This is a genomic window from Roseovarius sp. MBR-79 (assembly GCF_053628555.1).
Genome location: NZ_JBRJGP010000009.1, coordinates 1 through 26,689, shown reverse-complemented (window position 1 = coordinate 26,689; position 26,689 = coordinate 1). Strand labels below are relative to the sequence as shown.

The following is a 26,689-nucleotide window of genomic DNA, read 5'->3' as shown; positions in this document are numbered from 1 at the left end:
TAGCGCCGCCCGCGCCCTTCCCCTAAGTTTCAGACAGGATTTGGCCGGGGCGGCAGGGACATGAGCGACACGGGGCTACAGAAACTGGCGTTTTTCCTCCTGGTGGCGCTCATCGCCTTCGTGGCGGCAACGGGGGGCGTGTGATGGCCGAGCGTTTCGGCGGCAAGTTCAGCCCCGGTGGTCCGAATGGTAGCCCCACGGGCGGCCCCAAGGGCCAAGAGCCGCCGCGCGGCGGCTATCGCGGCGCGCGGCGCACGCGGGCGGGTGGCCGGGTCAACATGCTCTTCATCGCGCCGCTGCCGCTGGCGGTGCGTGCTTTTGGGGGCGGTGCCACGGGCCTCGCGCTCAACCTCTCGGCGCTCGGATTGCTGCTGCTCGCGGCCTGGCTCACGCGCGAGGGGATTCTGGCGCAAGAGGCCTATGAGGCGCGCCGCATCGCCAAGCGCCCCGCCATCCCGCGCAAGATCTTCGCCTCCGCGCTCACCGGCGCGGGGCTTTTCGTCGCGGCCTTCGCCGCGCAGGGCAGGATCGTCGAACCCGCAATCTATGCCATCGCGGGCGCGGTGCTGCACAGTTTCGCCTTCGGCCTCGACCCCTTGCGCGACAAGGGGGCCGAGGGCATCGACAGCTTTCAGAGCGACCGCGTGGCGCGGGTGGTCGATCAGGCCGAGGACTATCTGAAATCCATGTCGGGCGCGCTGCGGCGTGCGGGCGACCGGCAGCTTGAACGCCGCCTTGACGGGTTTCAGGTGACGGTGCGCGACATGTTGCGCACGGTCGAGGAGGACCCGCGCGACCTGACCGCCGCGCGCAAGTTCCTTGGCGTCTACCTCATGGGGGCGCGCGACGCGACGGTGAAATATGCCGACCTTGCCGCCCGCGCCCCGAATCCGCAAGCGCGCGAGAAATACCTTGCCCTGCTCGACGACCTGGAACGGAATTTCACCGCCAAGACCCGCGCGCTCATGGCCGACAGCAGCACCGATCTCGATATCGAGATCGAGGTGCTGCGCGACCGGCTGGAGCGTGAGGGCGTTCACCTTGAAGCCCGCGATTTAGCGTAAGAGGATAAAGCCATGTCAGAGACCACCCGCCAAAAGGCCGAAGCCGTTCTCAAGGATGTCGAGGCCGTGAGCCGCGCCATCCTGCCCGTGCCCTCGGAGGCCAATGCCATCGTGCCGCTTGAAAAGGCCGATGCGCCGCAAAGCGCCGAGATCACCCGTCGCATGGCGGAGATCGACATGGGCGACACGCAATCCATCGTCTCTTTCGGCTCGGCGGCACAGGCCGAATTGCAGGTCATTTCGCAATCCATGCTGCAAGGCGTGCGCAACAAGGATGTCGGCCCGGCGGGTGACAGCCTTCGCGGGATCGTCACCACGATCCGCGGCTTTTCGGTCAGCGAGTTGGACGTGCGCCGCGAGCGGTCCTGGTGGGAAAAACTCTTGGGCCGCGCCGCCCCCTTCGCCAAGTTCACCGCCAAGTTCGAGCAGGTGCAGGGCCAGATCGACAAGATCACCGATGACCTTCTCAGCCATGAGCACACGCTTCTGAAGGATATAAAGTCGCTGGACCTGCTCTATGAAAAGACGCTGGCCTTCTATGACGAGTTGGCGCTCTACATCGCGGCGGGCGAGGCCAAGCTGAAGGATCTCGACGACAAGGACATTCCCGCCAAGGAGGCCGCCGTTCAGGCCGCGCCCGAGAATGATCAGGTGATGAAGGCGCAGGAATTGCGCGATCTGAGGGCGGCGCGCGACGATCTGGAGCGCCGGGTGCATGATCTGAAACTCACCCGTCAGGTGACCATGCAATCGCTGCCCTCGATCCGGCTGGTGCAGGAGAACGACAAATCGCTGGTGACGAAAATCAATTCCACCCTCGTCAACACCGTCCCGCTCTGGGAAACCCAACTGGCGCAGGCGGTGACGATCCAGCGCTCGGCAGAGGCGGCGGCGGCGGTGCGCGACGCCAATGACCTCACCAACGAGCTGTTGACCGCCAACGCCAAGAACCTGCGCGAAAGCAACAAGATGATCCGTCAGGAGATGGAGCGCGGCGTGTTCGACATCGAGGCGGTGAAAAAGGCCAATGCCGACCTGATCGGCACCATCGAGGAAAGCCTTGCCATTGCCGACGAAGGCAAGGCCAAGCGCGCCCGCGCCGAGGAGGAGTTGAAGAAGATGGAGGCCGAGTTGCGCGACACGCTCGCCTCGGCCAAGGCGCGCAAGACCGGTGTCGGCGAAAATGCCGGCAGCGCCGTGCCAAAGGGCTGAATGCGGATGCGGGCACGGCACGGGCTGGCGCTCTGGGGCGCGGCGGTTCTGGCGCTGGCGGGCTGCGAGATGGCGGCCCCGCCAGCGGCACCCGCCCCCGCGCCGCCCCCCGCCACGCGCCCGGCGGCCCCTGCCCCCTCCGAGACAAGCGCGGCGCTTGCCGCGCATTATGCACGCATCGAGCGCGACCTTCTCGGCCGCGGCCTTTTGCGCAGCGATGGCGGCGGGCCGGACACGCCCTGGACCGACACCGATCTCATGCGCAATTTCGAAACCATCGTGTTCTTTGACGAATACCGTGCCGGGGCCGGGTTCCGCCCCTCGGGTGGCCAGTCCGGGGCCTTGCGCAAATGGACCGCGCCGGTGCGCCTGGGGGTCGAGTTCGGCCCCTCCGTGCCGCCCGATCAGCGCGCCGCCGACCGCGCCGCCGTGAGCGGGTATGCCGCCCGCATTGCGCGCGTGACGCGCCACCCGATCACGTCAGAGGCGCGCGGCGCGAATTTTCACGTCCTCTTCATGAGCGAGGATGACCGCGCCTACGGGCTGGCCCGCGTGCGCGCGTTGGCCCCCCAGATCGACGCCGCCACGCTTGGCGTTTTTCGGGATATGCCCCGCTCCATTCACTGTCTGGTCGTGGCGTTTTCGCAAAAGGGCAATCCCCATTCCTATGACCTCGCCATCGCCTGGGTGCGCGCGGAACATCCGCCGCTCTCACGCGCCTCGTGCATCCACGAGGAACTGGCACAGGGTCTGGGGCTGGCGAATGACAGCCCCCGCGCGCGGCCCTCGATCTTCAACGATGACGAGGAATTCGCCCTGCTCACCCGCCACGACGAGGAGTTGTTATGGCTTCTCTATCACCCCGACCTCAAACCCGGCATGACCCCCGACGAGGCCCGCCCCATCCTGCGCCGTCTGCTCGACGAACGCGCGGGCGGGCCGGTCTGACGCCCAACCAAGGAGTTTCCCATGCCCATCTTCGATTTCCTCTCCGGCCAGTTCATCGACGTGATCCACTGGACCGACGACAGCCGCGACACGATGGTGTGGCGATTCGAGCGCGAGGGCCACGAGATCAAGTATGGTGCCAAGCTCACCGTGCGCGAGGGGCAGGCGGCGGTGTTCGTCCACGAGGGGCAACTGGCCGATGTCTTTACCCCCGGTCTCTACATGCTCGAAACCAACAACATGCCGATCATGACCAGCCTGCAACACTGGGATCACGGCTTTCGCTCGCCCTTCAAGTCGGAGATCTATTTCGTTTCCACCACGCGGTTTACCAATCTGAAATGGGGCACGAAAAACCCGATCATGCTGCGCGATCCGGAATTCGGCCCCACCCGCATCCGCGCCTTCGGCACCTACACCGCGCGCGTTTCGGACCCCGCCCGGTTCATGGCCGAGATCGTCGGCACCGACGGTGAATTCACCATGGACGAGATCAGCTTTCAGATCCGCAACATCATCGTGCAGGCGTTTTCGCGCATCATCGCAGGCTCGGGCATCCCGGTGCTCGACATGGCCGCCAACACCGCCGATCTGGGCAAGCTTGTGGCGGGCGAAATCACCGCCGTGGTCGCGGAATACGGGCTTGAGATCCCGGAATTCTACATCGAGAACATATCCCTGCCCCCCGCCGTCGAGGAGGCGCTCGACAAGCGCACCTCGATGGGCATCGCGGGCGACCTGAACCGGTTCACGCAATATTCCACCGCCGAGGCGATGACGGCTGCGGCCAAGAACCCGTCGGGCGGCGGCGGCATCGGCGCAGGCCTTGGCATGGGGATGGGCATGGCCATGGCGCAGCAGATGGCCGAACAGAACCGGGCGCAGGGGCCATGGGGCGCGCGTCCCGAGGCCGCCCCCCCGCCCCCGCCCCCGCCGGTCGAGCATGTCTGGCACATCGCCGAAGCCGGCCAGACCCATGGACCCTATTCCAAGGCGGGTCTCGGGCGCATGGTGACCGAGGGCACGCTCACCCGCCAGACCCATGTCTGGACCGCCGGTCAGGACGGCTGGAAGCGCGCCGAGGACGTGGCCGAACTGGCGCAGCTTTTCACCGTCCTGCCGCCGCCGCCGCCGGGGGCGTGATCCCATGCGCCGCCGCGCGACCATCACGCTGCACTGGCTGACCGCGACGCTTTTGCTCTTCGTGCTGGGCGACGCGGGGGCGACGGCGTGGCTGGCGTGGCTCTATGCGCTCTCGGGGCTGGCGATGTGCGCGCTGGCGCTCGGGTTCGGGCTGATGAACGGGCCGGGGCCCAGACTTGCGGGGGCGTTTCGCATGGGCCACCCGTGGCTCCATCGCGGGCTTTACGGGCTCATCGGCTGGGGGGCGGTGGCGCTTGTGGCCGAGGGCATGGCGCGCCCCCTGCCCGGCCCGCCCGCGCGGGTGCTGCTGTTGACACTTCTGGCCGCGGCGCTCATTCACGGCATCTTCAACCTGTGGCGGCACACCGCGCTTGGCGATGGGGCCCTGCGGCGGATGACCCCGCGTTTCCTGCACCACATCCTGTGAAGGCGGCCCGATGACAGACACACCGCCCCCCGCCCCCATCGAGCACCGCTTTCCCTGTCAAAGCTGCGGGTCGGATTACCGCTATGATCCGGGGCAGAACCGGCTGATTTGCGATCATTGCGGCGACGTGGCCGAGATCGGCACCGGCGGGCCGTGGCAGGGCGGCATCCGCGAGCTTGATTTTACCGCAGCCCTCCGCGACCAGCTTCCCGCGCAGGAGATCGAGGAAACCCGCACCACCACCTGCACTAGCTGCGGCGCGCAGGTCGAACTGGGCGCGGACACCCACGCCACCGAATGCCCGTTCTGCGCCTCTCCCGTGGTCACGGATACCGGCGCGCACCGCCATATAAAGCCGCGCGCCCTTCTGCCCTTCGCGCTGGATGAGGCCACGGCCCGCCGCGCCATGACCGACTGGCTAGGGCGGCTCTGGTTCGCGCCGGGCGGATTGCAGGAGTATGCGCGCAAGGGGCGGAAAATGCAGGGCATCTATGTGCCTTACTGGACCTTCGACGCCCAGACCGACAGCCGCTATCGCGGCGAGCGCGGCACGGTCTACTATGAGACGCAGACCGTCACCCAGAACGGCAAGCGCCGACAGGTGCAGGTGGCCAAGGTCCGCTGGAGCCCCGCCTCGGGCCGGGTTTCGCGGTTCTTCGACGATGTGCTGGTGCTGGCCTCGACCTCCCTGCCCAAACGCTTTACCGACGCGCTGGAGCCGTGGGATCTTTCGGCGCTGGAACCTTACACGCCGGAATACCTCGCGGGGTTTCGCGCCGAGGGCTACAGTGTCGAACTGGAAACGGGCTTTGGCGAGGCGCGCGCCCATATGGATGCGGTGATCGCCCGCGACGTGCGGTTCGACATCGGCGGAGACCGGCAGCGCATCCATGCCATCGACACGGAGGTAAGCGGCGTCACCTTCAAGCATGTCCTGCTGCCCGTCTGGCTTGCCGCCTACAAATACCGGGGCGAGACCTATCGCTTCGTGGTCAATGCCCGCACCGGCCGGGTGCAGGGCGAACGGCCGTGGTCGGCCTGGAAAATCGCCGTGGCGGTGGTCCTCGGCGCGCTGGTGGCGGGGGCCATCGGCTATGTCGTGGCGATGGAAGGAGGGTTCTGATGACAGCCGAAATCGAGGGATTGGAGCACCTGCTTGCCGCCCGCCATTCCTGCCGCGCCTTTCGCCCCGACCCGGTGCCGCAAGCGACCATCGCGCGCATCGTGACGGCGGCGGGGCGCGCGCCGTCGTGGTGCAACGCGCAGCCCTGGCAGGTTCTGGTGACGCAAGGCGATGAGACCGCCCGCTTCCGCAAGGCGCTTTTGCACGAGGTGGCCCATGGCACGCCCCGTCCCGACCTGCCCTGGCCCGAAAGCTATCCGGGCGTGCATGGCGCGCGCCGCCGCGAATGCGGCCTGCAACTCTACGAGGCCGTGGGCATCGCCCGCGAGGATCGCACCGCCCGCGCCGAGCAAAGCATGGAAAACTACCGCCTGTTCGGCGCGCCGCATGTGGCCATTGTCCATACCGAGGCGGCCCTTGGGCCCTACGGCGCGATGGACACGGGCGGCTTTGTCACGGCCTTCATGCTGGCGGCCACGGCGCTTGGCGTGGGCAGTATCGCGCAAGCCTCGGTCGCGGCCTATGCGCCCTTCATCCGCGCGCATTTCGAGTTGCCGGAGCGGCGGCTCATCCTGTGCGCGATCTCCTTTGGCTGGCCCGATGCCGCGCATCCCGTCAACCGCTTCCGCACCACGCGCGCGGGGCTTGACGACATTCTGGACCTGCGCGGCTGATCCGGCGTCAGGCACCCTGCTTGCCCATCACCTTGCTGGCGATGACCGTGGCAAGGGCGCGGGGCGTCACGCGCGGGCTGAAGGCGAAGACCTTGTTGAGCAGCCCCGGCACGACCACCCGGCGGCCTTCCGCCATTGCCGCCCAGCCTGCGCGCGCCACGGCATCCGCCCGCGCGGGCCGTGTGAGGCGCAAGAGGCCGATACCGTGCATGTCCGCCGCGTCGAAGAACGCCGTTGCCGTCGGTCCGGGGCAAAGCACCGTCAGGCTCACCGGGCCGCCGCGCAATTCCTCGGCCACCGCCTCGGACAGCGAGAGCACATAGGCCTTTGTGGCGTGATAGACCGAGAGCGTCGGCCCCGGCATGAACCCCGCCACCGACGCCACGTTGAGGATGCGCCCGCCGCCATGCGCCTGCATGTGCGGGATCGCCGCCTTCATCAGGCAGGTGAGCGCGGTCACGTTGACATTGATCGTGCTCAGATCGCGCGCCCATCCCTCGCCGGTGCCGAAATGCCCGTGACGGCCAAGGCCTGCATTGTTCACCAGCCGGTCGATCTGCCGCCCCTCGCTCGCCGCCTGCCAGATGCGTTCGACCTGCGCCAGATCGCCGAGGTCGGCGGGCAGGACGATGACCGCGCCCGCGCGCCCCCGCAGTTCCTCAGCCAGCGCATTGAGCTTGTCCTCCGAGCGCGCGGTCAGGATGAGGTTGCGCCCCTCGGCGGCGGCAAGGCGGGCAAATTCCGCACCAAGCCCTTCAGAGGCGCCAGTGATCAGGGTGAATGTTTCCATGCCCCACGCTGCGCCGGTTTCGGCCTCTGCGTCAAGCGCCGTGAAGCGCCGCGACACCGGGCAATTCCTTGCCCTCCATCCATTCGAGGAACGCGCCACCGGCGGTCGAGATGTAGGTGAACCCCTCCGCCGCTCCGGCGCGGTTGAGCGCGGCCACCGTATCGCCGCCGCCCGCGACCGACGTAAGCCGCCCCTCGCCCGTGAGCCTTGCCGCGTGGCGGGCGGCGGCGTTGGTGGCGGCGTCGAAGGGTGCGATCTCGAAGGCCCCCAGCGGCCCGTTCCAGATCAGCGTTTTCGCGCCATCGAGCGCGGCGGTGATCCGCGCCACCGCCTGCGGTCCGGCATCGAGGATCATCGCATCGGGTGGGCAGGCATGGGCCCCCACCACCTCATGCGCGGCCCCTGCGGCAAACTCGCGCGCCACAACCACGTCAGCAGGCAACAAAATCGCACACCCCGCAGCGCCCGCCCGCCCCATGATCTCACGCGCGGTTCCGGCCATCTCGTGTTCGCAGAGCGATTTGCCCGTATCGAGGCCGAGCGCGGCCAGAAACGTATTGGCCATGCCGCCTCCGATCACCAGCGTATCCACCTTCTCCACCAGATTGCCCAAAAGGTCGAGCTTGGTCGAGACCTTGGCCCCGCCCACCACCGCGACGACGGGGCGTTTCGGCGCGCCAAGGGCGGCCTCCAGCGCCTGCAACTCCGCCTGCATCAGCCGCCCCGCACAAGCGGGCAAGAGATGCGCCAGCGCCGTGGTCGAGGCATGCGCCCGGTGCGCCGCCGAAAAGGCATCGTTGCAATAGATATCGCCCAGCGCGGCAAGACGGGCGGCGAAATCGGGATCGTTGGCCTCTTCGCCGGGGTGAAAGCGGATGTTCTCCAGAAGCAGCACATCGGCGGCGCGCGCTTCTTCGGTCAGGTTCTCGGCCCCCTCCAGCGTTTCGATCAGGCGCACCTTGCGCCCCAGCGCCGCCTCGAGCGCGGGCACCACGACGCGCAGCGACATGGACGGCACCACCTTGCCCTTGGGCCGGTCGAAATGGGCGATGAGCATGGGCTTGGCCCCGCGCGCAAGGATGTCGTGGACGGTGGGCACGATGCGCTCGATCCGGGTGGTGTCGGTCACGGTGCCGTTTTCGACCGGCACGTTGATATCCACGCGCACCAGCACGCGTTTGGCCCCAAGGTCCATATCGTCCAGCGTTTTCCAGCCCATCGTGGCGGTCTCCTCATGAGGTTTCGCGCCTCTATTGGCGCGGGCATGGCGCGGCGTCAACCGCCTGCCCTTGGCAAGCACGCCCCAAGGCCCTAGACCTGTGGCAAAGCCGACAAAGGAGCATGACATGGCCGAGATCAAGGACCCCGAGAACACCATTCTGATCGAATTGAAGGATGGCACCGTCACCATCGAGCTTCTGCCCGACATCGCGCCGGGGCATTGCGAACGCATGAAGGCGCTTGCCCGCGCCGGGGCCTATGACAACGTGGCCTTTCACCGTGTGATAGACGGTTTCATGGCACAAACCGGCGATGTGCAGCACGCCAACATGGAAAAGGATTACAACCCCCGCATGGCCGGGACCGGCGCCAGCGACTTGCCCGATCTCAAGGCCGAGTTCAGCGGCATCCCCCATGATCGCGGCACGATCGGCGCGGCGCGCAGCCAGAACCCGAATTCCGCCAACAGCCAGTTCTTCATCAATTTCAAGGACAACCATTTCCTCAACCGGCAATATACCGTCTATGGACGGGTGATTTCGGGGATGGAGCATGTCGATGCCATCACCCGCGGCGAGCCGCCCGCAAACCCCGACCGGATGATCAGCGTGAAGGTGGCCGCCGATGCGTAACCTCGTTCTTGCCATGGGCCTTCTGGCCTCTGGCCCCGCCCTTGCCACGGGTCTCGAAATCGACGTGAAGGGCGTGGCCAATGGCACCATCACCATCGACCTGCTCGAAGAGGTGGCCCCCGGCCATGTCGCGCAGATCAGCGCGCTCGCGTCCGAGGGGGCCTATGACGGGGTGGTGTTCCACCGCGTGATCGACGGCTTCATGGCGCAGACCGGCGATGTGGAATTCGGGCGCGCGGGCGGCGACATGCGCCGCGCGGGCACCGGCGGCAGCAAGCGCCCCGACCTCAAGGCCGAGTTCTCGGACGTGCCGTTCGAGCGCGGCGTGGTCGGCATGGCCCGCAGCCAGAGCCCCGACAGCGCCAATTCGCAATTCTTCATCATGTTCGCGCCCGCAACCCATCTCAACGGGCAATATACCGTGGTCGGGCGTGTGACCTCCGGCATGGAGATCGTGAACAAGATCAAGCGCGGGCGCGGCCCCAATGGCGCGGTCATCGGTGAGCCGGACGTGATGACGCGCGTGCGCGTCACCAACTAGGGCCGTGACCGCCCTTGCCCCGGTGCCCCTTGCCGAGGGGCTATGGACCATCGAGGGCGCGACCGTGCCCTGGCGGCTCAAGGTGCCGATGCCGCTGCGCACGGTGGTGGCGCGGATTGGCGGCGGCGCGCTCTGGGTCCATGCGCCGGGGCCGCTCACGCCCGATCTGCGGGCATGGCTCGCGGATCAGGGCCGGGTGGCGCATCTGGTGCTGCCCCGCGCCCCTGACTTGCCGTGGCTGGGCGACTGGCGCGCCGCCTTTCCCGAGGCGCGGCTCTGGCAGGGCGAGGGGCTCTCTGATGCGCCGTGGCGGCGCGACATCCGCGCCCTGACCCTGCGCCATGGCGCGAATTACGAACATGTTTTCTGCCATCTGGCCAGCCGCTCGGCGATCCTGTCGCGGCTGATCATCGCCGTCGATACCGCGCCCTTGCCGCCCTGGGCACGACCGCTGGTCTGGCTGGCGGGGATCGACGACAGTGACGGCAAGCCGCCCCCGCGCCTGGCCGCGCGTCTTGGCGGGCGCACGGCCATGGGCGATCTGGTCGAACAGGTGCTCGACTGGGGACCGGAGCGCCTGATCCTGACCCACGGTCGCATCTATGCGCGCGACGGTGTGGGCGAGCTCTCGCGCGCCATGCGGCGGATCATGCGCGACCGGCTGTGGGATCGCGCGCTCTCGGAGGCGAAACGCGGCTGACACGCGCTCACATTCGCGTGGGATGGGCTGGCCCGAATCCCGCGCGGCCTGCATCATCGGCGCGACCCTTCGTTGCAGGAGCACCCATGTCCCGCCTCATCGCCTTTCTCGCGGCCCTCGTCCTTGCCGTGCCGCTCGCGCATGCCAACCCGTCGCAATGGCGCAGCGAATGGCCGCAGACCGATTTTTCGCGCACCACCATCAAGGACTGGTCCGAGATCCGATCTGGCGGGCCGCCCAAGGACGGCATCCCGGCCATCGACGCGCCGAAATTCCTGCGCGCCAAGTCCGAGACCCGGATCAAGGGCAACGAACCGGTGATGACGCTGGAACTCGACGGCCAGACCCCCCGCGCCTATCCGATCCGCTATCTCATGTGGCACGAGATCGTGAATGACCAGATCGGCGGCATCCCGGTGGCCGTCACCTACTGCCCCTTGTGCAATTCGGCGATGACCTTTGACCGGCGGGTAAAGGGCCGCGTCCTCAGCTTCGGCGTCTCGGGCAAGCTGCGTATGTCCGACATGGTGATGTATGACCGCGAAACCGAAAGCTGGTGGCAACAGGCCATCGGCGAAGGCATCGTCGGGCAGATGACCGGCGTGGAACTGCGGATGCTGCCAAGCTGGATGGAAAGCTGGGACCAGTTTCGCAGCAGAAATCCCGACGGCCTCGTGATGGCGGAGCCGCATTTCAACCGCTCCTACGGGCGCAATCCCTATCAGGGCTATGACAGCTCGCGCCGCCCGTTCCTTTATGACGGCGAGGACCCGCCCCACGGCATTCCGCCGCTCGAGCGTGTGGTCCGCGTGGGTGACCGCGCCTGGCCGCTCACCCGCATCCGGAGCGAAGGCGGCGTCAGTGAAGCGGGCGTCAGGATTTCATGGGACGCGGGACAGGCCTCGGCGCTCGATGCGGGCACGATCGCGGGCGGGCGCGACGTGGGCACGGTGCGGGTGCGGGACGCCGAGGGCCGCAACGTGCCCCATGACGTGATGTTCGCCTTTGCCTTTCACGCCTTCTGGCCGAACGGGAAATGGATGATCCGCTGAACCGCGCACCCTGATGGACAAGCGGGCCGCCGCGCGCTAGAGCAACCGCATCGTTTCCATCAGAGGGCCACCGCCATGCACGCCGCCATCCTCGTCTTTCCCGGCTCCAACTGTGACCGTGATCTCAAGGTCGCGTTCGAGCGGGCGGGCGCGCGCGTCACGATGGTCTGGCACAAGGAGACGGCCTTGCCCGAGGGTGTCGATATCGTCGGCGTGCCGGGGGGGTTTTCCTATGGCGATTACCTGCGCTGCGGGGCGATTGCCGCCAATTCGCCGATTTGCCGCGCCGTGGTGGGCCACGCCGAGCGCGGGGGCTATGTGCTGGGTGTCTGCAACGGGTTCCAGATCCTGACCGAGACGGGGCTTCTGCCCGGCGCGCTGCTGCGCAATGCGGGGCTGAAATACGTTTGCAAGCCCGTGGGTCTGCGCGTGACCACGGCCGATAGCGCCTTTACCCGCGGCTACAAGCCGGGCCAGACCATCACCGTGCCGATCGCCCATCACGACGGAAATTATTTCGCCGACGACGTGACACTCGACCGGCTGGAGGGCGAGGACCGCGTGGCCTTCACCTATGCCGAGAACCCCAACGGCTCTGCCCGTGATATCGCAGGGGTGCTGTCCGAGAACCGCCGCGTTCTGGGCATGATGCCCCATCCCGAGCGCATGGCCGAGCCCGCCCATGGCGGCAGCGACGGCGCGGCGATGTTCACATCGCTCGTGCGCGATCTTGCCCATGCTTGAGCGTGGGGGCCGCGCGGCCTAGACTTGGCACCATGAAGAACCTGCCGGCCCGCGCCCAATCGCCCTCTCGCCTGCGCACCGTTCCCTGGCGCGCGCGGCTCGTGCTTGCGCTGCTCTTCGTGACGGCGGTGGTCGTGGTCGTGACAACGCACCGGATGCTGACCGAACGCTTTACCGAAACCACCCGCAACCGCGCCGAATTGCGGCTTCTGCTCTATAGCGGCAACCTCTTGAGCGAACTGCGGCAGAACGCCATCGTGCCGCAACTTCTGGCGCGGGACCCGGCGCTCATTGCCGCGCTCAACACGCAGGATTACGCGCAATCGACACAACGGCTGATTTCCTTCGTCGACGAGATCGGCGCGGCCTCGCTCACGCTCTTGGACCGCGACGGGCGCGCGGTGGCCGTGACCGAGCGCACGCGGCTTGGCGAAAATCACCGTCAGGCCCCTTATTTCGTTGAGGCGCTGCGCTCGCGCGATACGGTCTTTTCGGTGCTGCGGCAGGAAGCCGGGCAGTTTCATTTCACCTATTCGCGCCGGCTCGAAACGCCGGCGGGCGTGCTTGGCGTGATCGTGGTCGAGGTGGACCTGCGCAAGTTCGAGCGCGCCTGGTCCGGCATTTCCGACGCCGTCATGGTGACCGACACCGAAGGCACGATCATCCTGGCGACCGAGCCACGCTGGCGCGGCCTGACCGAGGCCGAGGCGCTTGTGCGCGAACCCGCGCGCAGCGCGATCGAGCGCGCGCTGCGCGCCACCTCGGACTGGACCGCGCTGCCGGGGGATGCTTTTCTGCGCGGTCAGGCGGTGATGCGGGTCGAGGGGCGGGTGGCGTTCCGCGGCTGGCGCATCGCCAGTTTCACCACCTATGCCGCCGTGCGCGACAAGGTGAACGGCTATATCGCGCTCGAGATCATGGGGTTTGCGATTCTCATGGCGCTGGCGTTTTATTTTCTCAACCGCCGCGCCACCTCGCGGATGGTGCTGTTCCAGCGCGAGTCGGCGGAGCTTCGCGCACTGAACGTCCGGCTACAGCGGGAAATCGCCGAACGCAGGCGCGTGCAGGAAAACCTCGCGCAGGCCGAACAGACGCTTCAGCAAAGCTCCAAACTGGCGGTTCTGGGCGAGATGTCGGCCGCCGTCAGTCACGAATTGAACCAGCCGCTTGCCGCGATGAAGACCTATCTCGCGGGCGCGCGGATGCTGCTCAACCGCAACCGCCCCGACGAGGCGCTGACCTCGTTCCAGCGCATCGACGACCTGATCGAGCGGATGGGCGCGATCACCAGGCAGCTCAAATCCTACGCGCGCCAGTCCGGTGACCGTTTCACCCCTGTAAATCTTGGCGATGCGCTCTCGTCCGCGCTTGCGCTGATGGAGCCGCAATTGCGCAACCGCAAGGTCGAGATCATCCGCACCCTGCCATCAGAGCCGGTCTTTGTGATGGGCGACCGGCTGCGCATCGAACAGGTGATCGTGAACCTATTGCGCAACGCCCTGGACGCCACCGAACAGACCCGCGGGGCCGTCATCGACATCCTGCTTGCGGCCGGAGAGACGGCGGTGCTGACCGTGCGCGACAACGGTCAGGGCATCACCGATCTGGAAAAGCTGTTCGAGCCGTTCTTCACCACCAAGCAGCCCGGCGACGGCGTCGGGCTGGGGCTTGCCATTTCCTCGGGGATCGTCAACGACCTTGGCGGGCGCCTCACGGCGCACAACGCCGAGGGCGGGGGGGCTGTATTCGAGGTCCAGCTTCCCATATTGCCCGAAGAGACCCAAGCTGCGGAGTGATACGCCATGCCGTCTGCCATGAAAATCGCCATCGTCGACGATGAGCGCGACATGCGCCAGTCGATCAGCCAGTGGCTGGCGCTCTCGGGCTACGACACCGAGACCTTTGCCAGCGCCGAAGAGGCGCTCAAGAGCCTCGGGCCCGATTATCCCGGTATCGTCGTCACCGACATCCGGATGCCCGGCATGGACGGGATGCAGTTCCTGCGCAAACTGATGGGCAGCGATTCCACCCTGCCCGTCATCATGATCACCGGGCACGGCGACGTGCCCATGGCGGTCGAGGCGATGCGCCTTGGGGCGTTTGATTTTCTGGAAAAGCCGTTCAACCCCGACCGCATGACGCAACTGGCCAAGAAAGCCACACAGCGCCGCCGCGTGGTGCTCGATGCGCGCGCGCTGCGGCGCGACCTTTCGGATGGCGGCTCCTTGATGAAGAAACTCATCGGCACCAGCGCCGCGATGGAGCGGCTGCGCGAGGATATTCTCGATCTGGGCCAAGCTGACGGCCATGTGCTGATCGAGGGCGAGACCGGCACCGGCAAGACGCTTGTGGCGCACGCGCTGCACGCGGTTGGCGCGCGCGCGGGCAAGCGGTTCGTGGTGATTTCCTGCGCCGCGCTCGAGGAAAGCGCGCTCTCCCGCCGCCTGTTCGGCCCGGTCCTGCCCGAGGACCCGCACCTTCCGGCGGTCGAGGAGGCGCGCGGCGGCACCCTGGTGCTGGAGGATATCGAGGCCCTGCCCGAGAGTGTGCAGGCCCGCCTTCTGACCTTTGTCAACGAAGAGGGCAGCCCGCCCGAGACCCGGATCGTCGCCATCTCCAACATGCAGGATGAGGGCCATACCTGCGAGGATGCGCTCCGCCCGGACCTCTTTTATCGCCTTGCCAGCCTGCGCATCACCGTGCCGCCCCTGCGCGCGCGCGGTGAGGATATCCTGACGCTTTTCACCCGCTTCGCCGAACAATTCGCCGAGGATTACGGCTGCGAGGCACCGCAGGTCAGCGCGCAGGAGGCAACCCAGCTTTTGCAGGCCCCCTGGCCCGGCAATGTCCGCCAGCTCTTCAACATCGCCGAGCGTGCGGTGTTGCAGGCACGGCGCGAGACCGGCACGCTCACCTCGCTGCTGATGTCCGACCATGCCGAGATGCAGCCGGTGATGACCACCGAGGGCAAGCCGCTCAAGGAATATGTCGAGGCGTTCGAGCGGATGCTGATCGACAACACCATGCGCCGCCACAAGGGCAGCATCGCCGCCGTCATGGACGAATTGTGCCTGCCGCGCCGGACGCTGAACGAAAAAATGGCGAAATACAGCCTTACGCGCTCGGATTACATCGGCTGAGCGCGGGGATGATTTCTCCATTGTGTTTTGCCTGCCCGTGGCTTTAGGGTGGCAGAACGGTGGTGACGCAGGGACATGCGCAACCGCCGCGAGAGATTCGCTGTTTCTGATCCCTTCTGGACGACAATCCCCAGGGCCGAAGCAGACCGATTGGCCCCCGCTTCGGGGACCGCACGCTTGCCCGTTGCCGCGCCATGGCGCGCGCCGGGCGCTGAATTGGCCCCACGGGGCCGGAGTAGTAGAACCGCGATGACGCGCGCGACAGGATCGAGAGTGACAGCAGGGGCGCAAAGCGCCCCTTGCGCGCGCGCCGCGATCATCGCCCCTGACAGACACTTGCCGTATCGTTTCCCGCGCCCCGAGGGGCGCGCGCGGTGCCGCGGTGCAATTGGAACACATGCCCAAGAAAATGCTCATAGACGCCACCCATGCGGAAGAGACCCGCGTCGTGGTGGTGGACGGAAACAAGGTCGAGGAATTTGACTTTGAATCGGAAAACAGGCGCCAGCTAGCCGGCAACATCTACCTTGCCAAGGTCACCCGAGTGGAGCCGTCGCTCCAGGCGGCCTTTGTCGAATATGGCGGCAATCGTCACGGCTTTCTCGCCTTTTCGGAAATTCACCCGGATTACTACCAGATCCCCGTGGCCGACCGCGAGGCGCTGATGGCCGAGGAAGAGGCGCTTGCCCGCGCGCAGGAGGACGAGGACGAGCGGCCCAGAGCCCGCCAGTCTGTCTCGCGGTCGCGCTCGCGCTCCCGGTCCAGCGCCGAAAAGACCAAGGCACAGGATGCGGTGGTGAAAGCGGATGTTCCGGGCCCCGAAATCTCGGGCATGGAGACCATCGACATCGCCGTCGAGGACGACACCGAAACCGTGGCGGAGATCATCCCCGAAGCCACCTCGCCGATGGAGCGCGTGGCCGAGACCCCTGTCGAGGAACCGCTCGACGACGCCACCGAGACAAGCCGGGACGCGCCCGCCGCGACCGTGCCGCAAGAGGACACCCGCGATCACGCCGCCCTCGATGACAGCATCGAATCCGTGGCCGAAGAGGATGACAGCGAGGATCTTCGCCCCGCCCGCAAGCCCCGCGCGCGCCGCTACAAGATCCAGGAGGTCGTCAAGGTCCGCCAGATCATGCTGGTGCAGGTCGTCAAGGAGGAACGCGGCAACAAGGGCGCGGCCCTGACCACCTATCTCTCGCTCGCGGGCCGCTATTGCGTGCTCATGCCCAACACGGCGCGCGGTGGCGGCATCAGCCGCAAGATCACCGTCGCCGCCGACCGCAAGAAGCTCAAGGAAATCGCCGCCGAGATCGACGTGCCGCGCGGCGCGGGCCTCATCATCCGCACCGCGGGCGCACAGCGCACCAAGGCCGAGATCAAGCGCGATTACGAATATCTCCAGCGGCTGTGGGAACAGATCCGGGAGTTGACGCTGAAATCCATCGCGCCGGCAAAAATCTACGAAGAGGGCGACCTGATCAAGCGCTCGATCCGCGATCTCTACAACCGCGATATCGACGAGGTTCTGGTGGAGGGCGAGCGCGGCTACCGCATCGCCAAGGACTTCATGAAGATGATCATGCCGTCCCACGCCAAGAACGTGAAACACTACGTGGACCCGATGCCGCTTTTCGCGCGCCATCAGGTCGAGAGTTATCTCACCGGCATGTTCAATCCCACGGTGCAACTGCCCTCGGGCGGCTATATCGTGATCGGCGTGACCGAGGCGCTTGTCGCCATCGACGTCAACTCGGGCCGTGCGACCAAGGAAGGCTCGATCGAGGAAACCGCCCTCAAGACCAACCTTGAAGCCGCCGAAGAGGTGGCGCGCCAGTTGCGGCTGCGCGACCTTGCCGGGCTGATCGTGATCGACTTCATCGACATGGACGAGCGGCGCAACAACGCGTCGGTGGAAAAGCGCCTCAAGGACAAGCTCAAGACCGACCGCGCGCGCATCCAGGTGGGCCGCATCTCGGGCTTTGGCCTCATGGAAATGAGCCGCCAGCGCCTGCGTCCGGGGATGCTCGAGGCCAGCACCCAGCCTTGCCCGCATTGCCACGGCACCGGCCTCATCCGCTCGGATGACAGCATGGCGCTCTCGATCCTGCGCCAGATCGAGGAAGAAGGCACACGCGGTCGCTCGCGCGAGGTTCTGGTGCGCGCCCCCGTGGCCATCGCCAATTTCCTCATCAACCAGAAGCGCGAGCATATCGCCCAGATCGAACAGCGCTATGGCCTGTCGGTGCGCATCGAGGGCGATCCGGCATTGGTCAGCCCCGATTTCACCCTCGAGAAGTTCAAGACCGCAACCCGCATCGTGCCCGATCCGGTGACGCAATTCGTCTCCGGTGGGTCCGCGCTGATGGACGAGATCGACAGCGCAAGCGACGAGGTCGAGGTTGAGGACGACGAGGATGACGTGGCCGAAGCCACGCCCGAGGCCTCTGATGACGGCGAACGCCCGAAGAAAAAGCGCCGCCGCTCGCGCAGCCGCAAGCGCAAGCCCAGATCGAATGGCGACCAAGAGCCGCAGGAGTCGCAAGACGACGACGCTCAGGCCGATGAGGGTCTGGCCGCCACGCCGACCGGGGAGATCCCCGAGGCCGCAGCACCGTCCCAAGCCATCGCCAACGTCGAAGCCATAGCCGAGGCCGCCCCCGAGACCGCCAAGCCCAAATCGAGGTCACGGTCCGGGTCGCGCAGCCGCAAGACGGCGCCCCCGGCGAGCGCGGAAGCAGAGACCGAGGCAGCACCGGCCACCAAGCCCAGAAGCCGCACCGTGTCGCGCAGCAAAAAGCCCAAGGAGGCCGCAACGGACACCGTCGAGGCACCGGCCGTCGCCGCCGTGGAGGTCGTCCCGACTGCCGAGACAGTGGCGGAGCAAACCCCTCCCGCACCTGAGCCGGTGGCCGAGCAGGCAGCGCCCGCGCCCGAACCCGTGGTGGTCGTCGAGCAGCCTGAACCCGTAGCCCCAGAGCAGACCCCGGACGTTCCCGATGAGGTTCCGGCAGAGGGCACGGCAAACGCTCCGGAACCGGTGGTCGAGGAGACGGCCGACACGCCGACACCCGAGGACGACACCAAGCCCAAACGTCGCGGCTGGTGGTCCTTCGGCTGATCCGACAGCGCCCCGGCCCCATGCGGGCCGGGGCACGCCGCCTCAGCCGGTCTTGCGGATCACATAGGTCTGGACCCCGTCCGCCTCTGTCGCCGAGACAAGGACATGCCCGCTTTCGACGCAGAAATGCGGCACGTCGATCACCGCCGCCGGATCATCCGCCTGCATGGCAATCGCCTCGCCCGGCGCAAGCGATTTCAGCCGCTTGCGCAGTTTCAGCACTGGCAGCGGACATAGCAGCCCGCGCGCATCAAGGATCTCTTTCGGGGTCATGAATGCTCAGATAGCGGCCTTGTTACAACCTGTCCACAGGGTTGTGACACAGTGACCCGTGACGCCGCCCGCTACAGCGTCTATGTCTGGCCCATGTTCGGAATCGAAATCATCGACGCGGCGCTTTTGCCCGCCATGTTCGTGGCGCTTCTGGCCGGGGTGATCTCGTTTCTCAGCCCCTGCGTCCTGCCCATCGTGCCGCCCTATATCGCCTATATGAGCGGTATCAGCCTCAACGAGTTGTCACAGGACGGCGCGCAACGCGCGCGCGCGGTGGTGCCCGCGCTGTTCTTCGTTCTGGGCCTCTCGACCGTGTTCATCTTTCTGGGGTTCACCGCCTCGGCCCTCGGGCGCGCCTTCCTGCAATATCAGGACTGGTTCAACACCGTGGCGGGCGTTCTGGTGATGGCGTTCGGTGCGCATTTCGTGGGCGTCTACCGGATCGGCTTTCTTGACCGCGAGGCGCGCCTCGATGCCGGTGATCGCGGCGGCTCGGCCTTCGGGGCCTATGTTCTCGGGCTGGCCTTCGCCTTTGGCTGGACGCCCTGCATCGGCCCGCAACTGGGCGCGATCCTGTCGCTTGCCGCCTCCGAGGCCAATATCGCGCGCGGCACGACGCTTCTGGCGGTCTATGCCATCGGCCTCGGGGTGCCCTTCCTGCTGGTCGCCGCCTTCCTGCCGCGCCTGACCGGGCTCATGGGCTGGATGAAACGGCATATGGAACGGATCGAGCGGGTGATGGGGCTTTTGCTCTGGACCATCGGTCTTCTGATGCTCACGGGCGGATTCTCGGCCTTTTCCTTCTGGCTGCTGGAGACGTTTCCGGCGCTTGCGCTGATCGGCTGAGGTCTCAGCTTTCCATCCAGATCGTGACAGGGCCGTCATTGACGAGGCGCACCCGCATGTCCCCGCCGAACTGCCCCGTCTCGACCGGCACGCCAAGACCGGCAAGCGCGCCCGCGAACCGCTCGTAAAGACGGCGGCCCTCCTCGGGGGCGGCGGCGGCAGAGAAACCGGGGCGATTCCCGCGCGAGGTGTCGGCGGCAAGGGTGAACTGGCTCACCACAAGCGCCCCGCCGCCCGTGTCCAGAAGCGAGCGGTTCATCCGCCCCTCGGCGTCGCGGAAGATGCGCAGCCGCGCCACCTTGCCCGCCAGCCGCGCCACGTCGGCCTCGGTATCGCCTTGCATGGCGCAAACAAGCACCAGAAGCCCCGCACCACAGCGCCCGATCCGCATGTCCCCGACCGTGACCTCGGCCTCGCTCACCCGTTGCAACAATGCCCGCATGTCCCCTCCTGCGCCGTCAGCCTTCGCGCAGGATAGCCCCGCAAATGCGCGAAATCCAAGAGGTCCGAAGGCCCCGCCTGCTGTTAGCGCCACCAAGATTGCGCGCCGCCCGCGCCTCGCCTAAGAGGGCGCAAAGAAGATGTGTTCAAAGGGATTTCCACCATGTCGAAGGCCGCGCAACGCGACAAGATCACCCAAGGCCAGGGTTTTATCGCCGCCCTCGACCAATCGGGCGGCTCCACCCCCAAGGCGCTGCGGCTTTACGGGATCGAGGAGAGCGCATACGCCTCCGAGGCCGAGATGTTCGACCTCATTCACGCCATGCGCGCGCGCATCGCACAGGCCCCGGCCTTTACCGGCGACAAGGTGCTGGGTGCGATTCTCTTCGAGATGACCATGGATCGCAGCATCGCGGGCCAGCCCTCGGCGCGGTTCCTGTGGGAAGAGCGCGGCGTCGTGCCCTTCCTCAAGGTGGACAAGGGGCTCGCCGAGGCAACCGACGGCGTGAAGCTGATGAAGCCGATGCCCGATCTTGACGCGCTGCTGGCCCGCGCCAATGCGGCCGGCATCTTCGGCACCAAGATGCGCTCGGTCATCGACGCGGCCAACCGTGCCGGTATCAAGGCGGTGGTGGCGCAGCAATTCGAGGTAGGGCACCAGATCCTCGGGGCCGGTCTTGTGCCGATCATCGAGCCCGAGGTGACCATCTCCATCGCCGACAAGGCCGAGGCCGAGGATCTGCTCCTGTCCCGCCTCACCGCCCATCTCGACACGCTCCCCGAGGGCCAGGAGGTCATGCTCAAGCTCACCCTGCCCGAGACCGCGAACCATTATCAAAGCCTTGTCGATCATCCGCGCGTGTTGCGCGTGGTGGCGCTCTCGGGCGGCTACAGCCGGGACGAGGCCAATGCGCGGCTTGCCCGCAACCGGGGCGTGATCGCCAGCTTCAGCCGCGCACTGACCGAGGGGTTGTCGGCGCAGCAGCCGGATGCCGAGTTCAACGCCACCATCGCGGCCACCATCGACGCAATCCACGCGGCCTCGGTCGCGGGCTGAGGCCCGCCATCAGACCCGTTCGGCAGCGAAAGCAGGGTAGCGGACACTGGCAGTCAGGGCCGTTTGCTGTTCTTTAAATACCCCGCGCGAGGGCCCGACCGCGGGTGGGCGCTCTGACGGTCGTGGGTGGCACTTTATGGTTCAGGATACTTGAACGCTCGCTCGTGCCGCAGCGCTGCAACAGCGCCCGCCCGGGGGGCGGTCGGGCGCTCGCGCGGCGGTGTGCAAGCACACCTTGATTCCGCGCGGGGAACGAAGCTCACCCCGCAAGACCGCCCGCCGTGCCGTCCACCGGATCCCCGAGGATGTCTCCGGATACCGTCCGACACACCCTGCCCCGTGAGCATCCCGGATCGCGGCTCAGGCCCGCCTGCCCGCGATCTGGCCGAGCCCCATCACCTCGAGCACCTTGGCCTCGATCTGCGGCGCGTTCATCGCCGCCACGTCATACATCTGCGCGGGGCTGGCCTGATCTATGAAACTATCGGGCAGCACCATGGAGCGGAATTTCAGCCCGCGGTCAAAAACTCCCGCTTCGGCCAGCAAGTGGCTGACATGGCTTGCAAAGCCGCCAATGGCCCCTTCCTCGACCGTGATCAGCGCCTCGTGCCTTGCGGCCAGATCGAGGATCATCTCGCGGTCGAGCGGCTTGGCAAAGCGGGCATCGGCCACCGTTGGCGTGATCCCGCGCGCGGCCAATGCCTCGCAGGCCGCCAGCACCTCCGACAGCCGCGTGCCGAACGACAGGATGGCCACCCTCGCCCCCTCGCGCACGATCCGGCCACGCCCGATCTCGAGCGGCACGCCGCGCGCGGGCATCTCGACGCCCACCCCCTCGCCGCGCGGATAACGAAAGGCGATCGGCCCTGCGTCATGCGCCGCCGCCGTGGCGACCATATGCACAAGCTCGGCCTCGTCGGCGGCGGCCATCACCACGAAGCCCGGCAGGTTGGCCAGAAACGCCACGTCGAACGCCCCCGCATGGGTCGCGCCGTCGGCCCCCACAAGCCCCGCGCGATCAATGGCAAAGCGCACCGGCAGGCGTTGAATGGCCACGTCATGCACCACCTGATCATAGCCGCGTTGCAGAAACGTCGAATAAAGCGCGCAAAAGGGCCGCATCCCGCCCGCCGCAAGCCCCGCCGAGAACGTCACCGCGTGTTGCTCGGCAATGCCCACATCGAAGAGGCGCGACGGATACCGCTCGGCAAAGAGGTTGAGGCCGGTGCCATCGGGCATCGCCGCCGTCACCGCGCAGATACGCGGATCGTCCGCCGCCTCGGCCAGCAGCGCATCGGCAAAGACGCGGGTATAGCTTGGCGCGTTCGACGGCGCCTTTTTCTGCTTGCCGGTCAGCACGTCGAATGTCGCCGTCGCGTGGCCGCCGTCGCGCGCCTCCTCGGCGGGGGCATAGCCCTTGCCCTTCTTGGTCAGCACGTGAATGAGCATCGGCCCCGTCGCCCGCGCCTTGACGGTCCGCAAGACCGGCAGAAGCTGCCCCAGATCGTGCCCGTCGATCGGGCCGACATAGGAAAAGCCCAGCTCCTCGAAGAGCGTGCCACCCACGGCCAGCCCCTTGAGCATGTCCTTGGCCCGCCGCGCGCCTTCCTGAAAGGGCGGCGGCAGAAGCGAGATCGCGCCCTTGGCGGCGGCCTTGAACTCCTGGAACGGCTCGCCCGCATAGAGCCGCGAGAGATAGGCCGAGAGCGCCCCCACCGGGGGCGCAATGGACATCTCGTTGTCGTTCAGGATCACGAAGAGCCGCTTTTTCAGATGCCCGGCATTGTTCATCGCCTCGAAGGCCATGCCGGCACTCATCGCGCCATCGCCAATGACCGCGATGGCATCGCCATGGCCGGTCTCGCACGGCCCCCCCAGATCGCGCGCCACGGCAAAGCCCAAGGCCGCGCTGATCGAGGTGGAGCTGTGCGCCGCGCCGAACGGGTCATAGGGCGATTCCGACCGCTTGGTGAAGCCCGACAGCCCGTCCTTCTGGCGCAGCGTGCGGATGCGGTCGCGCCGCCCGGTCAGGATCTTGTGCGGATAGCACTGATGCGACACGTCCCAGATGATCTTGTCGCGCGGTGCGTCAAAGACATGGTGCAGCGCCACGGTCAATTCCACCACCCCCAGCCCCGCGCCCAGATGGCCGCCGGTCTCCGAGACCGCCGAAATCGTCTCGGCGCGCAATTCCTGCGCAAGCTGCACAAGCTGCGCCTCGCTCAGACCCTTGAGATCGGCGGGCACATGGACCTTGTCGAGCAGCGGCGTTTTCGGACGGTCGGTCATGACACCCCTCCCCGGGGCAAACTCAGCTTTCGCGCGAGATAACGAAGCGGGCCAGATCGCGCAACCCGTCGCCCCGCGCCCCGTAAGAGGATAGCGCGTCGCAGGCGCTGTCAACCAGTGCCCGCGCCCGCGCACGCGCGCCCTCGAGCCCCAGCAACGACACGAAGGTGGCCTTGCCCGCGGCGGCATCCTTGCCCACAGCCTTGCCCGCGGCACCTGCATCGCCTGTCACGTCGATCACGTCATCCTGGATCTGAAAGGCCAGGCCAAGTGCCCGCGCATAGGCCGCGAGCGGGGCCGTGTCGGCGCGCGCCATCACCGCCCCCGCCACCGCCGCCCATTCAATGAGCGCGCCGGTCTTGCCCGCCTGCAACGCGGTGATCTCGTCAAGGTCGAGCGGCGCGGGCGCACTTTCGGCGGCGATGTCGCGCGCCTGTCCCAGCACCATGCCGCGCCCGCCCGCCGCGCGCGCCAGCCCCAGTGCCAGATCGGCCCGCACATCGCCCGCGCCACAGCGCGGATCGGCCACCATCTCGAACGCGAGCGCCTGAAGCGCGTCACCGGTCAGGATCGCCGTCGCCTCGTCCCATTTGACATGCACGGTGGGCTGCCCCCGGCGCAGCGCATCGTCATCCATCGAGGGCAGATCGTCATGCACGAGGGAATAGGCGTGCAGCGCCTCGATGGCGCCTGCGGGCCAGAGCGCGGACGCCTCCGCCACGCCATGCAGACGCGCGCCCTCCAGCACCAGATGCGCACGGATGCGCTTGCCGCCCCGCGTGGCGTAGCGCATCGCCGCGGTCACCGGTCCCGCCGGGTAACCCGCCAGAACGGTGTCCAGATGAGCCGCCACCCGTTCGGCATCCCGGCCAAGGCGCGCGTGCATCACCCCTCCGCCAACGGGCGGCTGCCCGTGGGGTTGCCCTCGGCGTCGAGCGTGATGGCGTGAACCTTCTCTTCGGCCTCCTTGAGCTTTTCCTCGCAGCGCTTCTTGAGCAGCGCGCCCCGCTCGTAAAGGGCGATCGACTCGTCAAGCGCCACATCGCCGCGTTCCAGACGGCTCACCACCTGTTCCAGCTCCTGCATCGCCTGCTCGAAACTCAGTTCCGTGACGGGGGTCGCGCTCATGCTCATATCCTGCTGCCTGACTTCCGGGCATGACCTTAACCGCGCAGGGCACGGGGCGCAATTCGGTTGACGGCGGGCAAGGCTTGGGAAAATCTCCGGCCCATGTCCGATGACGATCCACGCCCCGACATCGACCTGCCCGAGGGGGCAGAGATCACCGAGGTCCTGCGCCTCGTGCCGGGCAAACGCGCGGTCTTTGCCGGGCATTGGCAGGGGCGCGCGGCGATCTTCCGACTGGCCGAGCCCGCCACAGCCGAGTTGCAGGCCCGCGAATGGCACGAAGCGCGGCGCATCTGGCCCTATATGCAGGGCGCGCGCTTTCGCGTGGCCGAGCCGCTGGCCTATTTGCCGGACCTGCGTCTCATGGTGATGGAGCGCGCGCCCGGCACGCCGCTTCTGCAATGGCTCTGGCAGGCCGCGCCGGAGACGCGCGGCGCGGCCCTTGCCCCGGCCGCGCACTGGCTGCGCCGCTACACGGATGTCTCCGAAAGCTGGGCGCGCGCCACGCCCGCAGGCTGGCTTGCCCGCGCCGCCCGCTGCGCCGCAGCACAGCCTTTCGCGCGCCTGCGCAGCCTCGAGGCCGATATCCTCGCAGCCCTCGCGCAACTTGGTCGGCGGATCGAGACCGAGGATTGGCGCATGGCGATCTGCCATGGCGATTTTCACCCCAACAACCTGCTGCACGACGGGGCGCGCCTGACGGGCATCGACACCGGTGCCTCGGCGCAAATGCCGGTCTGCCGCGATATCGCGCGGTTTCTGATGCATCTCGCGCGGCGCGGCATGGCCCCCTCGGGCCAGACATGGTGCGGTGCCGATGCGGCCCTCGCGGCGGCCTTTACCGATGCCTTTGCCCTGACCACGTTCGAGCAGCGCGTGGTTCTGCCCTTCTTTCTGGGCATAGACGCGCTTTTGCGGGTCGAGACCGAGGGCCTCAAGCGCCGCCGCCTGCGCCTTGCCGAAGCGGCCTATGCGGCCCTGCGCGATGATCTCGCGCGGCTCTCGCCCGCGTGACCGTCATCGCCCCCGGAACAGCCCGCCGAGGATACCGCGCACCAGCCGCCGTCCCGTCGTGCCCTGCAACTCCTTGAGCACCGCCGAGGTGATGGCACCGCCAAGGCTGTCGGTGGCGCGCCCGCGCGTCGTGCGGCCGGGGCTTGCGCCCCCCGAATAGCGCCGCGCCGTCTTGAACTCGCGCGCCGCTTCTTCTTCGGCAGCCGCCTGCGCCTCGGCCGCTTCGGCCTCCTTCGCCGCCGCCTCGGCCCGCGCAGCCAGCACCTCGAAGGCCGAGCGCCGGTCGATCACCGCCTCATACTTGCCCGCCACCGGCGAGCCGGCGATGACCGCGCGCCGCGTGGCCGCGTCACAGGGGCCAAGCTGCGTCGCGGGCGGGCGGATGAGCGTGCGCTCGACCACCCCCGGCACGCCCTTGCCCTCCAGAAGCGAGGTCACCGCCTCGCCGGTGCCGACATCGCGGATCGCCTCCGCCGTGTCGAAGCGCGGATTGGGCCGGTAGGTCTCGGCGGCGCGCTTGAGCGCCTTCTGGTCGCGCGCGGTAAAGGCGCGCAGCGCGTGCTGGAACCGGTTGCCAAGCTGGCCCAGGATCGCGTCGGGCACGTCATCGGGGTTCTGGGTGATGAAGTAGACCCCTACCCCCTTGGACCGGATGAGGCGCGCCACCTGCTCCACCTTGTCGATGAGAGCCTTGGGCGCGGTCGTGTCTCGAATCTGGTGGAAATTCTCCGGCGGCGTTCTCCGGGCGGGTTGATTTGGGCCTGATCAGGCGGCGAGGTCAAGGGTCATGGGCTCGATCGGCTTGTCGAGGGTTTGCCAGCCGTCGATCTTGCGCATGGTGATCTGGCCGGAGGCCAGGAGCGCCCAGAGCAGCATCGGCACGGTCTCGGCGCAAGGAAGCACGGTCTGGGTCTTGATGCGGCGGCGGAATTCCTCGTTCAGCCGTTCGATGGCGTTGGTGGTTCGTGCCGCTTTCCATTGCGCGGGGTCGAGCCGGGTAAAGGTGAAGAGGCGGTCTCCGGCTTCCTCGAGGCTATCGGCGACCGCGCGGCATTTCAGCCGCCATTTGCGCAGAAATACCTTGCGGCGCTTTTCCACATCGGCCG

The 26,689-nt window shown here is 67.3% G+C and carries 26 protein-coding genes and 1 pseudogene; 18 read left to right on the top strand and 9 right to left on the bottom strand.

What is annotated here, in order from left to right; translation table 11 throughout:
* The first annotated feature begins 143 nt into the window (after positions 1-143).
* The 7 genes from ACSSV8_RS10715 to ACSSV8_RS10685 are packed head-to-tail and all read left to right on the top strand — an operon-like array spanning position 144 to position 6,591.
* A complete protein-coding gene (locus tag ACSSV8_RS10715; protein ID WP_454282421.1) occupies positions 144-1,064 on the top strand; it encodes a 5-bromo-4-chloroindolyl phosphate hydrolysis family protein in 921 nt (306 codons plus the stop codon).
* A 12-nt stretch (positions 1,065-1,076) separates the two neighbouring features.
* Positions 1,077-2,276: a toxic anion resistance protein gene (locus ACSSV8_RS10710; protein ID WP_454282420.1), complete on the top strand. Its 1,200-nt coding sequence runs from the start codon at positions 1,077-1,079 to the stop codon at positions 2,274-2,276.
* Positions 2,277-3,224 carry a DUF2927 domain-containing protein gene (locus ACSSV8_RS10705; RefSeq protein WP_454282419.1) on the top strand — a complete coding sequence of 316 codons (948 nt, stop codon included), beginning with the start codon at positions 2,277-2,279 and terminating at the stop codon, positions 3,222-3,224. It begins immediately after the preceding gene.
* Positions 3,225-3,245: 21 nt separating this feature from the next.
* Entirely contained in the window at positions 3,246-4,367 is a 1,122-nt protein-coding gene (locus ACSSV8_RS10700) for an SPFH domain-containing protein (protein WP_454282418.1), read from the top strand.
* Positions 4,368-4,371: 4 nt separating this feature from the next.
* The gene (locus tag ACSSV8_RS10695; protein WP_354539547.1) at positions 4,372-4,794 is read left to right on the top strand and encodes a hypothetical protein; all 423 of its coding nucleotides are present in this window, start codon (positions 4,372-4,374) and stop codon (positions 4,792-4,794) included.
* 10 nt (positions 4,795-4,804) lie between these two features.
* A complete protein-coding gene (locus tag ACSSV8_RS10690) occupies positions 4,805-5,917 on the top strand; it encodes a primosomal protein N' (replication factor Y) - superfamily II helicase (protein WP_454282417.1) in 1,113 nt (370 codons plus the stop codon).
* Positions 5,917-6,591, top strand: a complete 675-nt coding sequence (locus tag ACSSV8_RS10685; RefSeq protein WP_454282416.1) for a nitroreductase — start codon at positions 5,917-5,919, stop codon at positions 6,589-6,591. Before ACSSV8_RS10690 ends, ACSSV8_RS10685 begins: the two co-directional genes overlap by 1 nt.
* A gap of 7 nt (positions 6,592-6,598) precedes the next feature.
* Here ACSSV8_RS10685 and ACSSV8_RS10680 read toward each other — a convergent pair whose 3' ends face one another.
* Both ACSSV8_RS10680 and ACSSV8_RS10675 read right to left on the bottom strand, forming a co-directional pair.
* Positions 6,599-7,438 (bottom strand): SDR family NAD(P)-dependent oxidoreductase, encoded by an 840-nt coding sequence (locus ACSSV8_RS10680; protein WP_454282415.1) that lies wholly within the window; start codon positions 7,436-7,438, stop codon positions 6,599-6,601.
* The gene (locus tag ACSSV8_RS10675) at positions 7,413-8,600 is read right to left on the bottom strand and encodes a phosphoglycerate kinase (RefSeq protein WP_454282414.1); all 1,188 of its coding nucleotides are present in this window, start codon (positions 8,598-8,600) and stop codon (positions 7,413-7,415) included. The genes ACSSV8_RS10680 and ACSSV8_RS10675 overlap by 26 nt, the downstream gene beginning before the upstream one ends.
* A 127-nt stretch (positions 8,601-8,727) precedes the next feature.
* Between ACSSV8_RS10675 and ACSSV8_RS10670 the strand changes: the two genes are divergently transcribed.
* From ACSSV8_RS10670 to ACSSV8_RS10635, 8 genes are all read left to right on the top strand, one after another.
* On the top strand, positions 8,728-9,234 hold the full coding sequence (locus tag ACSSV8_RS10670; protein ID WP_454282413.1) for a peptidylprolyl isomerase: 507 nt from the start codon (positions 8,728-8,730) through the stop codon (positions 9,232-9,234).
* Positions 9,227-9,775 carry a peptidylprolyl isomerase gene (locus tag ACSSV8_RS10665; RefSeq protein ID WP_354539541.1) on the top strand — a complete coding sequence of 183 codons (549 nt, stop codon included), beginning with the start codon at positions 9,227-9,229 and terminating at the stop codon, positions 9,773-9,775. Before ACSSV8_RS10670 ends, ACSSV8_RS10665 begins: the two co-directional genes overlap by 8 nt.
* A gap of 4 nt (positions 9,776-9,779) precedes the next feature.
* The gene (locus ACSSV8_RS10660) at positions 9,780-10,475 is read left to right on the top strand and encodes a hypothetical protein (RefSeq protein ID WP_454282412.1); all 696 of its coding nucleotides are present in this window, start codon (positions 9,780-9,782) and stop codon (positions 10,473-10,475) included.
* 86 nt (positions 10,476-10,561) lie between these two features.
* A complete protein-coding gene (locus ACSSV8_RS10655; protein ID WP_454282411.1) occupies positions 10,562-11,527 on the top strand; it encodes a DUF3179 domain-containing protein in 966 nt (321 codons plus the stop codon).
* A gap of 75 nt (positions 11,528-11,602) precedes the next feature.
* A complete protein-coding gene (gene purQ, locus ACSSV8_RS10650) occupies positions 11,603-12,271 on the top strand; it encodes a phosphoribosylformylglycinamidine synthase subunit PurQ (RefSeq protein WP_354539538.1) in 669 nt (222 codons plus the stop codon).
* A 32-nt stretch (positions 12,272-12,303) separates the two neighbouring features.
* Positions 12,304-14,067 (top strand): sensor histidine kinase, encoded by a 1,764-nt coding sequence (locus ACSSV8_RS10645; protein ID WP_454282410.1) that lies wholly within the window; start codon positions 12,304-12,306, stop codon positions 14,065-14,067.
* A gap of 6 nt (positions 14,068-14,073) precedes the next feature.
* The gene (locus tag ACSSV8_RS10640) at positions 14,074-15,411 is read left to right on the top strand and encodes a sigma-54-dependent transcriptional regulator (protein ID WP_454282409.1); all 1,338 of its coding nucleotides are present in this window, start codon (positions 14,074-14,076) and stop codon (positions 15,409-15,411) included.
* Between the two features lie 397 nt (positions 15,412-15,808).
* Positions 15,809-18,535: an Rne/Rng family ribonuclease gene (locus tag ACSSV8_RS10635; RefSeq protein ID WP_454282408.1), complete on the top strand. Its 2,727-nt coding sequence runs from the start codon at positions 15,809-15,811 to the stop codon at positions 18,533-18,535.
* A 42-nt stretch (positions 18,536-18,577) separates the two neighbouring features.
* On the opposite strand, the gene ACSSV8_RS10630 is transcribed toward ACSSV8_RS10635, so the two are convergent.
* Positions 18,578-18,808, bottom strand: a complete 231-nt coding sequence (locus ACSSV8_RS10630; protein WP_354539535.1) for a sulfurtransferase TusA family protein — start codon at positions 18,806-18,808, stop codon at positions 18,578-18,580.
* Positions 18,809-18,901: 93 nt separating this feature from the next.
* Here ACSSV8_RS10630 and ACSSV8_RS10625 point away from each other — a divergent pair, with 93 nt between their 5' ends.
* Positions 18,902-19,654, top strand: a complete 753-nt coding sequence (locus tag ACSSV8_RS10625; protein ID WP_354539559.1) for a cytochrome c biogenesis CcdA family protein — start codon at positions 18,902-18,904, stop codon at positions 19,652-19,654.
* Positions 19,655-19,658: 4 nt separating this feature from the next.
* Here ACSSV8_RS10625 and dtd read toward each other — a convergent pair whose 3' ends face one another.
* Positions 19,659-20,096 carry a D-aminoacyl-tRNA deacylase gene (gene dtd / locus ACSSV8_RS10620; RefSeq protein ID WP_454282407.1) on the bottom strand — a complete coding sequence of 146 codons (438 nt, stop codon included), beginning with the start codon at positions 20,094-20,096 and terminating at the stop codon, positions 19,659-19,661.
* Between the two features lie 162 nt (positions 20,097-20,258).
* Here dtd and ACSSV8_RS10615 point away from each other — a divergent pair, with 162 nt between their 5' ends.
* Positions 20,259-21,152: a fructose bisphosphate aldolase gene (locus ACSSV8_RS10615; protein ID WP_454282406.1), complete on the top strand. Its 894-nt coding sequence runs from the start codon at positions 20,259-20,261 to the stop codon at positions 21,150-21,152.
* 360 nt (positions 21,153-21,512) lie between these two features.
* Here ACSSV8_RS10615 and dxs read toward each other — a convergent pair whose 3' ends face one another.
* Genes dxs through ACSSV8_RS10600 form a run of 3 tightly spaced genes read right to left on the bottom strand, consistent with a single transcriptional unit; the run spans position 21,513 to position 24,569 of the window.
* Complete coding sequence (gene dxs / locus ACSSV8_RS10610; RefSeq protein WP_354539532.1) at positions 21,513-23,441, bottom strand: 1-deoxy-D-xylulose-5-phosphate synthase; 1,929 nt, start codon at positions 23,439-23,441, stop codon at positions 21,513-21,515.
* Positions 23,442-23,463: 22 nt separating this feature from the next.
* A complete protein-coding gene (locus ACSSV8_RS10605; RefSeq protein WP_354539531.1) occupies positions 23,464-24,327 on the bottom strand; it encodes a polyprenyl synthetase family protein in 864 nt (287 codons plus the stop codon).
* Positions 24,327-24,569 carry an exodeoxyribonuclease VII small subunit gene (locus tag ACSSV8_RS10600; RefSeq protein WP_354539530.1) on the bottom strand — a complete coding sequence of 81 codons (243 nt, stop codon included), beginning with the start codon at positions 24,567-24,569 and terminating at the stop codon, positions 24,327-24,329. The genes ACSSV8_RS10605 and ACSSV8_RS10600 overlap by 1 nt, the downstream gene beginning before the upstream one ends.
* 102 nt (positions 24,570-24,671) lie before the next feature.
* Here ACSSV8_RS10600 and ACSSV8_RS10595 point away from each other — a divergent pair, with 102 nt between their 5' ends.
* A complete protein-coding gene (locus ACSSV8_RS10595; RefSeq protein ID WP_354539529.1) occupies positions 24,672-25,583 on the top strand; it encodes a phosphotransferase in 912 nt (303 codons plus the stop codon).
* 3 nt (positions 25,584-25,586) lie between these two features.
* Here ACSSV8_RS10595 and ACSSV8_RS10590 read toward each other — a convergent pair.
* Both ACSSV8_RS10590 and ACSSV8_RS10585 read right to left on the bottom strand, forming a co-directional pair.
* Positions 25,587-26,282 (bottom strand): annotated as a pseudogene (locus ACSSV8_RS10590) (helicase HerA-like domain-containing protein); the annotation flags it as partial.
* A 66-nt stretch (positions 26,283-26,348) separates the two neighbouring features.
* A partial coding sequence (locus ACSSV8_RS10585) for a transposase (protein WP_454282405.1) occupies positions 26,349-26,689 on the bottom strand: 341 nt, incomplete at its 5' end.

Bases quoted from the DNA above. Each gene is read 5' to 3' on its own strand.
- ACSSV8_RS10715 (WP_454282421.1), top strand. From the start codon at position 144: ATGGCCGAGCGTTTCGGCGGCAAGTTCAGCCCCGGTGGTCCGAATGGT.
- ACSSV8_RS10710 (WP_454282420.1), top strand. From the start codon at position 1,077: ATGTCAGAGACCACCCGCCAAAAGGCCGAAGCCGTTCTCAAGGATGTC.
- ACSSV8_RS10705 (WP_454282419.1), top strand. From the start codon at position 2,277: ATGCGGATGCGGGCACGGCACGGGCTGGCGCTCTGGGGCGCGGCGGTT.
- ACSSV8_RS10700 (WP_454282418.1), top strand. From the start codon at position 3,246: ATGCCCATCTTCGATTTCCTCTCCGGCCAGTTCATCGACGTGATCCAC.
- ACSSV8_RS10695 (WP_354539547.1), top strand. From the start codon at position 4,372: ATGCGCCGCCGCGCGACCATCACGCTGCACTGGCTGACCGCGACGCTT.
- ACSSV8_RS10690 (WP_454282417.1), top strand. From the start codon at position 4,805: ATGACAGACACACCGCCCCCCGCCCCCATCGAGCACCGCTTTCCCTGT.
- ACSSV8_RS10685 (WP_454282416.1), top strand. From the start codon at position 5,917: ATGACAGCCGAAATCGAGGGATTGGAGCACCTGCTTGCCGCCCGCCAT.
- ACSSV8_RS10675 (WP_454282414.1), bottom strand. From the start codon at position 8,600: ATGGGCTGGAAAACGCTGGACGATATGGACCTTGGGGCCAAACGCGTG.
- ACSSV8_RS10670 (WP_454282413.1), top strand. From the start codon at position 8,728: ATGGCCGAGATCAAGGACCCCGAGAACACCATTCTGATCGAATTGAAG.
- ACSSV8_RS10665 (WP_354539541.1), top strand. From the start codon at position 9,227: ATGCGTAACCTCGTTCTTGCCATGGGCCTTCTGGCCTCTGGCCCCGCC.
- ACSSV8_RS10655 (WP_454282411.1), top strand. From the start codon at position 10,562: ATGTCCCGCCTCATCGCCTTTCTCGCGGCCCTCGTCCTTGCCGTGCCG.
- purQ (WP_354539538.1), top strand. From the start codon at position 11,603: ATGCACGCCGCCATCCTCGTCTTTCCCGGCTCCAACTGTGACCGTGAT.
- ACSSV8_RS10645 (WP_454282410.1), top strand. From the start codon at position 12,304: ATGAAGAACCTGCCGGCCCGCGCCCAATCGCCCTCTCGCCTGCGCACC.
- ACSSV8_RS10640 (WP_454282409.1), top strand. From the start codon at position 14,074: ATGCCGTCTGCCATGAAAATCGCCATCGTCGACGATGAGCGCGACATG.
- ACSSV8_RS10635 (WP_454282408.1), top strand. From the start codon at position 15,809: ATGCCCAAGAAAATGCTCATAGACGCCACCCATGCGGAAGAGACCCGC.
- ACSSV8_RS10630 (WP_354539535.1), bottom strand. From the start codon at position 18,808: ATGACCCCGAAAGAGATCCTTGATGCGCGCGGGCTGCTATGTCCGCTG.
- ACSSV8_RS10625 (WP_354539559.1), top strand. From the start codon at position 18,902: ATGTTCGGAATCGAAATCATCGACGCGGCGCTTTTGCCCGCCATGTTC.
- dtd (WP_454282407.1), bottom strand. From the start codon at position 20,096: ATGCGGGCATTGTTGCAACGGGTGAGCGAGGCCGAGGTCACGGTCGGG.
- ACSSV8_RS10615 (WP_454282406.1), top strand. From the start codon at position 20,259: ATGTCGAAGGCCGCGCAACGCGACAAGATCACCCAAGGCCAGGGTTTT.
- dxs (WP_354539532.1), bottom strand. From the start codon at position 23,441: ATGACCGACCGTCCGAAAACGCCGCTGCTCGACAAGGTCCATGTGCCC.
- ACSSV8_RS10605 (WP_354539531.1), bottom strand. From the start codon at position 24,327: ATGCACGCGCGCCTTGGCCGGGATGCCGAACGGGTGGCGGCTCATCTG.
- ACSSV8_RS10600 (WP_354539530.1), bottom strand. From the start codon at position 24,569: ATGAGCGCGACCCCCGTCACGGAACTGAGTTTCGAGCAGGCGATGCAG.
- ACSSV8_RS10595 (WP_354539529.1), top strand. From the start codon at position 24,672: ATGTCCGATGACGATCCACGCCCCGACATCGACCTGCCCGAGGGGGCA.